This window comes from Superficieibacter sp. HKU1 (assembly GCF_029319185.1).
GTDB lineage: Bacteria > Pseudomonadota > Gammaproteobacteria > Enterobacterales > Enterobacteriaceae > Superficieibacter.
On the sequence record NZ_CP119754.1, the window covers coordinates 382180 to 395048 of the forward strand.

The following is a 12869-nucleotide window of genomic DNA, read 5'->3' on the forward strand; positions in this document are numbered from 1 at the left end:
CGCCTTTTTCAGCGGTTTAATCGTGCATTAATTTTGTCGCGGGAATGACAATATGCACAAGCGAGACGCTGAACAACTGTTGCAACATATGCTCAATAATCCTTTGGCTCAATTTCGTAAAGGGCAATGGGAAGCGATTGACTCCGTTGTTAACCAACGACGCAAATTACTGGTTGTACAGCGAACCGGCTGGGGTAAAAGCGCCGTCTATTTTATTAGCTGCAAAATTTTTCGACAGCGGGGAATGGGGCCAACCATCATTATTTCGCCTCTGCTGGCACTGATGCGTAACCAAATCGCTGCCGCCGCACGATTAGGGATTAAAGCGCAAACGCTGAACTCTACTAACAAAGACGAGTGGCAGGCGATCGTGCGGCAAATTCGAACTAACGACATTGATTGCCTCCTGGTTTCTCCAGAGCGTTTTGCCAATGATGAATTTCGCGATGCCGTACTTGCGCCGATTGCCGCCAGTATCGCCCTGCTGGTCGTTGACGAGGCACACTGTATTTCTGACTGGGGTCATGATTTCCGCCCCGACTACCGACGTATTCTGAATACGCTTCGGCAGTTACCTCCGGGCACACCAGTATTGGGGACAACGGCAACGGCGAATAACCGGGTTATTACAGATATCCGGCAGCAACTGGGCGACATTATTATTCAACGCGGCACGCTGGCGCGTGAGAGTCTGGCGCTGGATGCGCTGCGCTTGCCCGATCGATCCTCAAGGCTGGCATGGCTTGCCAGTGTAATCCCTGTGCTTCCTGGTTCAGGTATTGTCTATACCCTGACGACACGCGATGCTGACTGGGTTGCTGCATGGCTACAGCAGAACCACATTGAGGCTTATGCTTATTATAGCGATGCCACTCATCCTGATTTTACTGACAGTAACGCCTGGCGCATTTATCTTGAGGAGGCATTGCAGACAAACAGCATTAAAGTCCTCGTCGCTACAACGGCATTAGGTATGGGGTACGATAAATCGGATCTGAGCTTTGTTATCCATTATCAAATGCCCGCATCTATTGTTGGCTATTATCAGCAAGTAGGGCGTGCAGGCCGTGGTATTGAACATGCTGTGGGCATATTGCTTGCCGGGGCTGAAGATCGTGCTATTCATGATTTTTTCCGGGAAAGCGCATTTCCATCCCTGGCGCATGTACAGGAGATCCTGAACGTACTGGAAAACAATGATGGGCTGACGATAAGTGAAATTGAGGTGCAAAGTAATTTGCGTCGGGGCCAAATCGAAAAAACACTCAAGCTTCTAAGCGTGGAGTTTCCTTCTCCTGTACTTTATGACAATAAGCGCTGGCGCAGGACAGCGGTTCCTTTTGTGTTAGATCAGAAACGCATCGATCATTTGACCCGGCAACGTGAGCGGGAGTTAGCCGAAGTTCAGGAGTATATAGATACTCAAGGATGTAAAATGGCTTTTTTGCGTTCTTCGCTGGATGAAGAAAACCCTACTTTCTGTGGTAAATGCAGCGCATGTACACAGATGTCATTGTTTGATCCCTCCCGTAACGATGAGCTGATTCACCACGCAAATCTTTTCCTACAGCGTTCAGAAATCCCTTTGCATTTGAATAAACAGGTGGCAGCAGGTGCGTTTAACACTTATCCCTTTCGTGGCAACTTTCCCGCTACCCTACGAGCGCAGGAAGGACGAATATTGTCGCGTTGGGGGGAGGCAGGTTTGGGACAACTCGTTGCGCAGGATAAACATGCCGGGTACTTTAGTGATGCGCTTGTGAGCGCCGCTGCCGGGATGATTCTACAGCGCTGGCAGCCGTCTCCAGAATGGGTTTGCTGCGTTCCATCGTTACACCACCCGGATCTTGTGTCATCGTTTGCCAAAAGGTTGGCTGAGAAACTGGAGTTACCTTTTGTTGATGTTGTGGCAAAGGTCATAGACAATCAACCGCAGAAACTACAGCAAAATCGTTATCACCAGTGCCGAAATCTGGACGGTGTTTTCAACATCATTACACCTCTTCCGTCAGGCAATGTCTTGCTGGTTGATGATGTTATCGATTCAGGCTGGACCTTAACAATACTTACAGCCCTGCTCCGTCAGGCGGGCAGCGGTGAGATTTTCCCGCTCGCGCTGGCGACAACCTCGGTGAAAAATGGATGAATCTGACCGCGACAGCCCAGGCTACATTGCTGCTTACGAGCTACTTCTCAGCGGCAAAAAATGAAGAATGCAAGCCTCTCAGTAATACAGAATGGGGGCGGTTCGCGCTATGGCTCAGGTATCAGCAACTGGCCCCTGCGGATTTACTGGCGGCGGGTGCCGAAACGCATCTGGCACACTGGAATGATAGCGACATTCCTGTTTCGCGCATTATGACGCTATTAGGACGCAGCCATAGCCTGGCGCTGGCCGTCGAAAAGTGGCAACGCGCGGGATTATGGATTGTTACCCGAGCTGATGCTGATTATCCCGTCAGATTAAAAAATCAGCTTAAAAATGATTCTCCTCCTGTCCTTTTTGGCTGTGGCAATCGAGCGTTATTAAGTAAAGGCGGTGTGGCAATAGTAGGATCGCGCAATGCTATAAACGACGATCTTCATTTCACGGAAACGCTGGCACAAAAGCTGGCTGAGGAGAGAATGAATGTTGTTTCCGGAGGGGCCAGAGGCGTTGATGAACACGCCATGCTGGCGGCGTTGGCGGCCGGAGGAACCGCAACGGGGATCTTAGCCGATAGCCTGATAAAAGCCGCCACTTCTGCGAAATGGCGGCAGGGATTAATGAGCAGTAACCTGGTCCTGATCTCGCCTTTTTACCCTGAAGCGGGTTTTAGCGTGGTCAATGCCATGTCGCGCAATAAGTATATTTATTGCCTGGCGGACAGTTCACTGGTCGTGCATGCCGGAATGAAAGGCGGCACGCTGAGCGGTGCGCTGGAGGCGTTAAAGCATCAGTGGGTGCCGCTGTGGGTGAAACCTACCGACGATCAACAATCGTCCAATGTTCAGCTTGTACAAAAGGGAGGGCGATGGTGCGCACAAGATGCCCATGATATCTTGCCTGCGACTTTGCGTGCTTCCCGCAATCATACTCCTGCTCAAACTCAGCCGATGCTTTTCTCCCTACAGGAGCCTTCTGCACCTTATAGCCCTTCAGGCGTAGATTTTTATTCCCTGTTTCTCCGCGAACTAAATCGACTTGCGCAAACGCCGGTAACCCTGGAGGTGCTGCTGAGCGAGACGAAGCTGCATAAAGAGCAGATTGCCGTCTGGCTTGAAAAAGCCATGATTGAGGGCTCAGTTGAATGCTTGTCTGACCCGGTGCGTTATCAGCTTCGCCAATAACGCAACCGCGGGGATTTATTTTTTCACTAAATAAGGCGCAAGCGTTGAGGCAAATTCCTTAATATTCTTCGACTGCACCAGCAGCTTGCCTCTGCCGGAAAATTCATTGACCACGCCTTCGCCGGTTTTAAAACCAAAAATGCCGGACGCCATTTTAATATTATACGAGAGTGTATTTTCCCAGGCGACGACGTGGAGGTTATCCACGACCAGCGTATCGTTACCGTCCAGATCCAGTTCAACGATTTCGCCAAAACCGTTCACCAGCAGCGTCCCTGTTCCGGCGGTTTCCATCACGAACAGTCCCCCGGTACCGCCGAAAATCGCACGACCGACGGACTGGCTTTTCATACTGTAAGTAACGCCACCGTCGCAGGCCAGAAAGGCACCGTCGTTCAGCCGCCAGGTGCTTTTGCCAACTTCCAGCGCCTTGATATTGCCAATGCTGCCGGAGGAGATTGCCAGCAGTCCGTCATTAGCAGTACCGGTGGCGGTAGTGACAAAAAAGCTTTCGCCGCTGACGACCGATCTGGCGGCGGCTTTGATAATACCGCCTAACATTCCTGAGCCGTTCTGGTTCATGCGGCCTTCAAGATTCACTTTGCCGTTATGAAAAACCATTGAACCGCGTTCAATACTGACCTGTTCGCCCATGCCAAGAGAAATCAATACCAGCGGGCAAGAGCCGTCGCTTGAGAGTTCGTATTTCATGAGTCATCTCCGTTATTGGATAAGTGCATTCCATTACTGAATAGATACGCCTGATACAGTGTCGTGGGGACAAATAATATCGTTTCTTGTATCGATATAAATTAATTTTGTCCAATAAGTCCGGTAGTAGACAGTGACCTGAATTTATGCGTTTTACATCTCGATTGCGACCCGGCCTTGTGGAGTATTGAGCCAGCGCGGCGCTTTCAGTATATCGGCAAAATAAAGCACTAAATCCTGTAATAGCGCCCCGGCGGTATTTTCCATCTGTGCAGAAAGCGATCCGCCGAGCAGAAGCTGAGTTAAAAACTGGCAGTAGTCGGCTAACTGATCGGCATCCGGTTCGAAAGCGGGTTGCCGGGTGGGCAAGGTATCAACCGTCAGGCCCGGCTGCAGATGGAGCGGAACAGGTTCAAAAAGCGTGGGCTGCAATAGCGCCAGGCAGGCAGATAAGCGACCGCAGAGGGCCATTTTATGCGCCGGATCGCTACAGGCACCCAGTTCGTCGGCAAAGCACTGGCAGCAATCCGCCAGCTCGGTAAAGTCAGTGGTGTGGTTAAAAGGGATTGTTAGTGATGAAAGAGAAGAGTCTGAGGTGGCACACATATAAAAATTCTCCGATGAGTCGTGTTTATCCGTCACCGGAGAGGCTAATCTCCTGGGTGGCGGAACCTGACAGGGTTAGCCTTACCGGCCTCATCGGATACCGGCGCATCTTTCGATGCCCCTGCCAGGCCCACCATTGGAGTGTAGCCAGGCGTGCGACACAAAAATAGTTGCGTCACCGACGAGAAGATCAGGAGGCTAATCCCGACGCCTGATTTTGCAGGCGCGGCAGGAAGATACCGCGTTGCCGGAACGGTGACAAGAGGGCTTTTCTGAAGCAGACTCGCAGAAATGAAAAGCCAGTTTTGCAGGCATTGCATACAGGATGAAAGGTAAAAAGCGGCCAGTCCCTCTCCTCGCTGATGCCCCGGACATTTTATCCGGTGCCAGCATGACGCGCTGGTCATCATTTTCTACACTCAGCGTGATGCTTTTTCAGCCAGCCTGTCAGGAGACGCCATGATCATTGCCCAGCTTTCAGATATTCATGCCTCGCCGAATAATGCCAATCTGGCGCGGTTTGAACACGCCCTGGCATGGCTGGAGACGGTGGGACCGGATATCCTGGTCCTGACCGGCGATCTGATCGATGACGGCTGGCACGAGGGGTATTCTACCATTGCCCACCTGCTTAACCGGTTAACGTATCCTGTGCTTATCCTTCCCGGTAACGCAGATGATCGCGAGGTAATGAAGCGGACGTGGAACGGTATGTGGGTCAGTGACGCCCCGGCTGGCGCGTTGAATATCATTATGAATACCGGAGAGTTACGTTTAATCGGTATTGATACCACGCTTGCGGGCAACGCCGCGGGAAGCCTTCGCCATCAACTTGACTGGCTGGAAAATGTGCTAACCACTGGCAATGCGACTGACTCTGTGATCTTTATGCATCATCACGTATTTGCGAGCGGCATCCCGACCATGGATGAGATCATGTGTGACGGTAGCGCAGAGCTGGCCGATATGCTGACCCGACTTCTTCATAAACCGCTGGCCATCGCGACCGGGCACGTTCACCGGCCCATGGCTGGTAGCCTTGCAGGGATACCCGCCTATATTTGCGGCTCGGTGTGCCCGGCTAATCCCTTATGGTTTGGTGGCGATAAGGTGCCGCCCGTCAACGATCCTGCCATGCTGATGATCCACCGGTTTCATCATGGTGTGCTGGTCAGTCACACGGTTTCTGTCTGATTCACGCGTTCGTCGGCGTGCCCTGATGAAAGATCATCTGCCAGCATCCTTCCGCTGATAACACCCAGCATGATGAGCGGAGCGCTGAGTGGGGGCCGAGGGTTCGGTAAATCAGCGTGGCACAGCCGTGACCCGTTATCAGAAGCTGGAAATCCGAGGCCCGCAACGCAGGCGCAGTGCTTTCCTGACTCAGGGCGTCAAGGGTCTCATCGCGAGTGACAAGAGCACCAGAGCGCGTGATTTCGGTAAAGTGGGGATGCAGGATTGCCTCAAGCCAGGTGCGGTCATGGCGCTGCGAATGGTGGAGGCTGCATTCCAGATGCGTCAGTAACGCAAGCAGCACGTCCTTGTCCGTATCCCTGCCCAATGGGGCAGAATGGTGGATAACCTCTACTACTGAATCCAGCCGGATCGCCGGATAGTGCTCTCTCATGCCTTCCAGCAACACGCCGTCAGGCCATTCATCGGACTTGCCGAGATACTCCGCCACCGCTGAAAGCGGCATAGGCACAACGGCAGTGACCCAGACATTCACCATGTCGTGCGCATCGTCGGCGTTGATATAGCACAGCGGGCCGGGTGAAATCGCACGCTCCCGCCAGCGTATCGTATGACGTTTGTGGCCTGCCCGGACCTCGGGCAGCAGGCGAGGCACAATCGGCAGCGTCTGCATTAGCCTTTCATCCACATCCGGATGCCGTCGAGGAACATCTGCGTGGCAAGCATCACCAGCACCAGCCCCATCAGACGCTCCAGCGCGTTAACGCCTTTCTCACCCAGCAGACGCAGGAACAGCGACGATTGCAGCAGGATCACAAAGGTTCCGCCCCACGCGAGCAGCAGCGCAATCACCAGGTGGCTCATCTGATTTGGATACTGGTGCGAGAGCAGCATCAGCGTTGCCAGCAATGTCGGACCGGCCACCAGCGGGATTGCCAGCGGTACGATAAACGGCTCTTCACCCGCAGGTAGCCCGGTACTGTTGCCCGAGGCGCTGGGAAAAATCATTTTGATGGCGATCAGAAACAGAATGATGCCGCCGGAGATAGAGACCGTTTCGGCACGCAGGTTGAGGAAGGCGAGAATTTTTTCGCCCGCGAACAGAAAAATCAGCATCAGCAGCAGGGCGATGAACAGCTCGCGGATCATGATCGCCCGCCGACGTTTCGGTTCCGTATGCTTTAGCACCGACATAAAAATCGGCAAATTTCCCAGCGGATCCATAATCAGGATCAACAAAACGGCGGCTGAAATGATGTCATTCATTAACTAATTTCCCTGATAATCAGTGTGTATTTATTATTCGTTTTCAGAACGACAGCGGGCGTGATAAGTCGCTCTTCTGATGGCCTTGCCATCATTGATTAATTTCACTTGCGACTTTGGCTGCGTTTTGTATGGTGAAGGATATAACACCAGGTGACTGGCTTGCACAACAGCACACATCTTCGCAGGAAAAACGCTATGAAAAATGTTGGTTTTATTGGTTGGCGCGGTATGGTCGGCTCCGTTCTCATGCAACGCATGGTTGAAGAGCGCGATTTCGACACCATTCGCCCCGTCTTCTTTTCTACTTCCCAGCTGGGGCAGACCGCACCGACGTTTGGTGGCACCCAGGCAGGCACGCTTCAGGATGCCTTCGATCTTGAAGCGCTGAAGGCGCTCGACATCATCGTCACCTGCCAGGGCGGCGATTATACCAATGAAATCTATCCAAAGCTTCGTGAAAGCGGCTGGCAGGGCTACTGGATTGATGCGGCGTCATCGCTGCGCATGAAAGATGAGGCGATCATTATCCTCGATCCGGTCAACCAGGACGTGATCACCCACGGGCTGAACCACGGCGTGAAAACCTTTGTCGGCGGTAACTGCACCGTCAGCCTGATGCTGATGTCGCTTGGCGGCCTGTTTGCCAACGATCTGGTGGACTGGGTCTCCGTGGCGACCTATCAGGCGGCCTCCGGCGGCGGCGCGCGTCATATGCGCGAACTGCTGGCGCAGATGGGGCAGCTTTATAATCATGTCGCCGACGAGCTGGCGGACCCGGCTTCCGCTATCCTTGATATCGAACGTAAAGTCACGACGCTGACCCGCAATGGCGATCTGCCGGTCGATAACTTCGGCGTGCCGCTGGCGGGCAGCCTGATCCCATGGATCGACAAACAGCTGGATAACGGCCAGAGCCGCGAAGAGTGGAAAGGCCAGGCGGAAACCAACAAGATTCTCGGCACCACCACGACCATTCCGGTAGACGGCCTGTGCGTACGCGTCGGCGCGCTGCGCTGCCATAGCCAGGCCTTCACCATCAAGCTGAAAAAAGACGTTTCGATCCCTACCATCGAAGAACTGCTGGCGGCGCACAATCCGTGGGCGAAAGTCATTCCTAATGATCGTGAGCTTTCCATGCGTGAACTGACCCCGGCTGCCGTGACCGGCACACTGACTACGCCGGTTGGCCGCTTGCGTAAACTGAATATGGGACCAGAATATTTGTCGGCCTTTACCGTGGGCGACCAGCTATTGTGGGGGGCTGCGGAGCCGCTCCGCCGCATTCTCCGCCAACTGGCATAATGACGCAGCATAAACAACGGGGTGTAATAACACCCCCTTTTTTTGCGCTAAACAAGGAGTAACGCAATGTTTCATTTTTTTTCGGGAGAGCAATAAGACGTTGGCTATGCTTAAGCAAGGTGCTTATACACTTTGGCTGAAGGTTGAACGGCGGAGATGGACGCACATTATGCAGCCCCGTTCAGGTCAAAAAATGTCGCAACCGGGTGTCTGTACTCAACATACTTTGGCTCCCCACGTATGACAATTGTGCATACCGCAGGAATGAAGCGACACATATAAAACAGGATGAGATCCATGTCGAATCATGTAGACAAAGACGTGATTAACGCGCTAATTGCCGGGCACTTTGCGGATCCTTTTTCCGTACTGGGCATGCATCGAACCGATGCCGGGCTGGAAGTCCGGGCCTTGTTACCCGATGCCACTGAGGTCTGGGTCATTGAGCCTAAAACGGGCCGCAAGGTGGGTAAACTCGAATGCCTGGATTCACGAGGCTTCTTTAGCGGCATTCTGCCGCGCCGCAAAAATACTTTTCGCTATCAGCTTGCCGTGATCTGGCACGGCCAGCAGAATCTGATTGACGATCCTTACCGTTTTGGCCCTCTGCTTCAGGAGCTAGATGCCTGGCTGCTGTCGGAAGGTACGCACCTGCGTCCTTATGAAACGCTTGGCGCACATGGCGACACGATGGACGGCGTGACCGGCACCCGCTTTGCCGTCTGGGCACCGAATGCCCAGCGCGTCTCCGTGGTCGGCCAGTTTAATTTCTGGGATGGCCGCCGTCACCCGATGCGCCTGCGCAAAGAGAGCGGCGTGTGGGAGTTGTTCATCCCTGGCGCGCACAATGGTCAGCTCTACAAATACGAAATTATCGACGTGCACGGCCAGCTGCGCATTAAAGCCGATCCTTATGCCTTCGAAGCCCAGATGCGCCCGGAAACAGCGTCTCTGATCTGCGGCCTGCCGGAAAAAGTGGTGCAGAGCGACGAGCGCAAAAAAGCCAATCAGTTTGACGCGCCAATCTCCATTTATGAAGTGCATCTCGGCTCCTGGCGTCGCCATACCGACGATAACTTCTGGTTGAGCTATCGCGAGCTGGCGGACCAGCTGGTGCCCTATGCCAAATGGATGGGCTTCACCCATCTGGAACTGCTGCCGGTCAATGAGCATCCTTTTGACGGCAGCTGGGGCTATCAGCCCACGGGGCTTTATGCGCCAACGCGCCGTTTCGGTACCCGCGACGACTTCCGCTATTTTATCGACGCCGCGCACGCCGCCGGGCTGAACGTGATCCTCGACTGGGTGCCGGGTCATTTCCCGGCGGACGACTTCGGGCTGGCCGAATTTGACGGTACCGACCTCTATGAGCACAGCGATCCGCGCGAAGGGTACCATCAGGACTGGAACACGCTGATCTACAATTACGGTCGCCGTGAGGTACGCAACTATCTGGTGGGCAATGCGCTGTACTGGATCGAGCGTTTCGGCATTGATGCCCTGCGCGTCGATGCCGTGGCCTCGATGATTTACCGCGACTACAGCCGAAAACAGGGCGAATGGATCCCGAACGAATATGGTGGTCGCGAAAACCTCGAAGCCATTGAGTTTTTACGTACCACCAACCGTATTTTAGGCGAGCAGGTCTCCGGTGCAGTCAGCATGGCGGAAGAGTCGACCGATTTTGCGGGCGTCTCTCGTCCGTCTGATACCGGCGGCCTCGGTTTCTGGTACAAGTGGAATCTGGGCTGGATGCACGACACCCTCGACTACATGAAGCTCGATCCGGTCTATCGTCAGCATCATCATGACAAGCTGACGTTCGGCATGCTCTATAACTACACCGAAAACTTTGTGCTGCCGCTATCCCATGACGAAGTGGTGCACGGCAAAAAATCGATCCTCGACCGGATGCCGGGCGACGCGTGGCAAAAATTCGCCAGCCTGCGCGCTTACTACGGCTGGATGTGGGCCTTCCCTGGTAAAAAACTGCTGTTTATGGGCAATGAGTTTGCCCAGGGGCGCGAGTGGAACCATGATGTCAGCCTCGACTGGCACTTGCTGGAAGGGCAGGACAACTGGCACCACGGCGTTCAGCGGCTGGTTCGCGATCTTAACCTGACCTACCGTCATCATAAAGCGCTGCACGAGCTGGACTTTGACCCGTACGGCTTTGAGTGGCTGGTGGTAGACGATAAAGCGCGCTCGGTGCTGATTTTTGTCCGTCGCGATAAGGAGGGCAACGAAATCATCGTCGCCAGCAACTTTACCCCGGTTCCGCGTCATGATTACCGCTTCGGCATTAACCAGCCGGGTCAGTGGCGTGAAGCGCTGAACACCGACTCCATGCACTATCATGGCAGCAACGCCGGCAACGGCGGCGTGGTGCATAGCGATGAGATTGAAAGCCACGGGCGACCACATTCCCTGAGCCTGACTCTGCCGCCGCTCTCGACGATCTGGCTGTACCGGGAGGCGGAGTGATTAAACTGTCCCAGGGAAAATCCGATCCGCTCGGCGCACGCTTTGACGGCAACGGCGTGAACTTTACGCTGTTCTCTGTGCATGCCGAACGGGTGGAACTGTGTGTATTTGACGAGGCGGGTTTCGAGCAGCGTTACGATTTGCCTGCGCGTACCGGTGATATCTGGCACGGCTATCTTCCTGATGCCCGGCCAGGGTTACGTTACGGCTACCGCGTCCACGGGCCGTGGGAGCCTGCGCAGGGGCATCGCTTTAATCCGGCAAAACTGTTGCTCGATCCCTGCACGCATCTGGTTGACCGGCATCCTAAAGACGATGCGTTGTTTCACGGCGGCCATGATACCCCCGATCACCATGACAGTGCGCCCGTTGCGCCTAAGAGCGTGGTCGTTGACCTGAGCTATGAGTGGGGCGACGACGCGCGGCCGCACACGCCGTGGGGTAAAACCGTTATCTACGAAGCCCACGTTAAAGGGCTGACGTATCTGCATCCGGAGATCCCGCCGGAAATCCGCGGCACCTATAAGGCGCTGGCGCATCCGGTGATGATCAACTATCTCAAATCGCTGGGTATTACCGCGCTGGAATTGCTGCCGGTGGCCCACTTTAGCAGCGAGCCGCGCCTGCAGCGTCTGGGATTAAGCAACTACTGGGGCTATAACCCGCTGGCGATGTTTGCGGTCGATCCGCGCTACGCCAGCGAACCGGCGCAAGCGCTGAATGAATTTCGCGATGCGGTAAAGGCGCTGCACAAGGCCGGAATTGAAGTCATTCTGGACATCGTGCTTAACCACAGCGCGGAGATCGATCTGGATGGTCCCACCTTCTCGCTGCGCGGAATTGATAACCGTAGCTATTATTGGATCAGAAAGGATGGCGACTACGAAAACTGGACCGGCTGCGGCAATACGCTCAACCTCAGCTCGCCGGGCACAGTGGAGTATGCGCATCAATGTCTGCGGTTCTGGGTTGACGTATGCCATGTTGACGGATTTCGTTTCGACCTTGCCTCCGTCATGGGCCGCACCCCTGAATTTCGCCAGGATGCGCCGCTGTTTGAAGTGATAAAAAACGACCCGCAATTAGCTTCGTTAAAGCTGATTGCGGAGCCGTGGGACGTTGGCCATGGAGGGTATCAGGTCGGCAATTTTCCGCCGCTGTTTGCGGAATGGAACGACCATTTTCGCGATGCCATACGCCGCTTCTGGCTGCATCAGGATCTGACGCCCGGTGATTTCGCCAGACGTTTTGCTGCCTCAAGCGATGTCTTTCAGAACAATGGTCGCCTGCCGTCGGCGACCGTGAACCTGGTGACCGCGCATGACGGATTCACTATGCGCGACTGCGTTTGCTTCAACGAGAAGCACAATGAAGCAAATGGTGAGGAAAATCGCGATGGCACTAACAAAAATTACAGCAATAATCATGGTATAGAAGGACTTGACGGCATTCTTGATGTGATTGAGCGTCGACGGGCCAGCGTCCATGCTCTGTTGGTATCGTTATTGCTTGCTCAGGGTACGCCAATGCTGCTCGCCGGGGATGAACACGGCCACAGTCAGCATGGCAATAACAACGCGTATTGCCAGGATAACGCCCTGACCTGGCTTGACTGGACTCAGGCGAATAAAGGATTGACGGCATTTACTGCGGCGTTAATCCACCTGCGTCAGCGCATCCCGGCACTTACCCGCGATAGCTGGTGGCAGGAGGGGGACGGAAACGTGCATTGGTTAAATGCGCAGGCGCAGCCGTTAAGCGCCAGCGAGTGGCAGGGCGGGACGCGGCAGATGCAAATTCTGCTTTCAGACCGCTGGCTCATGACACTCAATGCTACGCAGGATGTTGTGGATATGGTTTTACCTGATGGGGAGTGGCATGCCATTCCTCCGTTTGCCGGAAAGGACAATCCGGTTGTCATGGCTATCTGGCACGGGCCCGCGCATGGAGTGTGCGTTTTTGAAAGGTCATAA

Annotated in this window: 10 protein-coding genes; 6 read left to right on the top strand and 4 right to left on the bottom strand. The window is 54.3% G+C overall.

The genetic code is table 11. The features are described from left to right. The first annotated feature begins 52 nt into the window (after positions 1-52). Together P0H77_RS01810 and P0H77_RS01815 are read left to right on the top strand one after the other, a co-directional pair. Entirely contained in the window at positions 53-2146 is a 2094-nt protein-coding gene (locus tag P0H77_RS01810) for a RecQ family ATP-dependent DNA helicase (RefSeq protein WP_276161874.1), read from the top strand. Further along, positions 2143-3330, top strand: coding sequence for a DNA-processing protein DprA (locus P0H77_RS01815; RefSeq protein WP_276161876.1), 1188 nt, complete (start codon positions 2143-2145; stop codon positions 3328-3330). The genes P0H77_RS01810 and P0H77_RS01815 overlap by 4 nt, the downstream gene beginning before the upstream one ends. A gap of 15 nt (positions 3331-3345) precedes the next feature. Here P0H77_RS01815 and P0H77_RS01820 read toward each other — a convergent pair whose 3' ends face one another. Next, positions 3346-4041 carry a TIGR00266 family protein gene (locus P0H77_RS01820; protein ID WP_276161877.1) on the bottom strand — a complete coding sequence of 232 codons (696 nt, stop codon included), beginning with the start codon at positions 4039-4041 and terminating at the stop codon, positions 3346-3348. A gap of 153 nt (positions 4042-4194) precedes the next feature. Continuing rightward, complete coding sequence (locus P0H77_RS01825) at positions 4195-4647, bottom strand: hypothetical protein (RefSeq protein WP_276161878.1); 453 nt, start codon at positions 4645-4647, stop codon at positions 4195-4197. A 459-nt stretch (positions 4648-5106) separates the two neighbouring features. On the opposite strand from P0H77_RS01825, the gene P0H77_RS01830 reads away from it, so the two are divergent. Beyond that, positions 5107-5841: a metallophosphoesterase gene (locus tag P0H77_RS01830; RefSeq protein WP_276161879.1), complete on the top strand. Its 735-nt coding sequence runs from the start codon at positions 5107-5109 to the stop codon at positions 5839-5841. 1 nt (position 5842) lies between these two features. Here P0H77_RS01830 and P0H77_RS01835 read toward each other — a convergent pair whose 3' ends face one another. Next, on the bottom strand, positions 5843-6514 hold the full coding sequence (locus P0H77_RS01835; RefSeq protein ID WP_276161880.1) for a DUF4440 domain-containing protein: 672 nt from the start codon (positions 6512-6514) through the stop codon (positions 5843-5845). Next, on the bottom strand, positions 6514-7107 hold the full coding sequence (gene yhgN, locus P0H77_RS01840; protein ID WP_194207392.1) for an NAAT family transporter YhgN: 594 nt from the start codon (positions 7105-7107) through the stop codon (positions 6514-6516). The genes P0H77_RS01835 and yhgN overlap by 1 nt, the downstream gene beginning before the upstream one ends. Before the next feature lie 198 nt (positions 7108-7305). Here yhgN and asd point away from each other — a divergent pair, with 198 nt between their 5' ends. The 3 genes from asd to glgX all read left to right on the top strand — a co-directional run bounded on the left by asd (position 7306) and on the right by glgX (position 12869). Further along, positions 7306-8412: an aspartate-semialdehyde dehydrogenase gene (gene asd, locus P0H77_RS01845; RefSeq protein ID WP_276161881.1), complete on the top strand. Its 1107-nt coding sequence runs from the start codon at positions 7306-7308 to the stop codon at positions 8410-8412. Positions 8413-8709: 297 nt separating this feature from the next. Continuing rightward, a complete protein-coding gene (gene glgB, locus P0H77_RS01850; protein ID WP_276161894.1) occupies positions 8710-10896 on the top strand; it encodes a 1,4-alpha-glucan branching enzyme in 2187 nt (728 codons plus the stop codon). Further along, positions 10893-12869, top strand: a complete 1977-nt coding sequence (glgX, locus tag P0H77_RS01855; RefSeq protein WP_276161900.1) for a glycogen debranching protein GlgX — start codon at positions 10893-10895, stop codon at positions 12867-12869. The genes glgB and glgX overlap by 4 nt, the downstream gene beginning before the upstream one ends.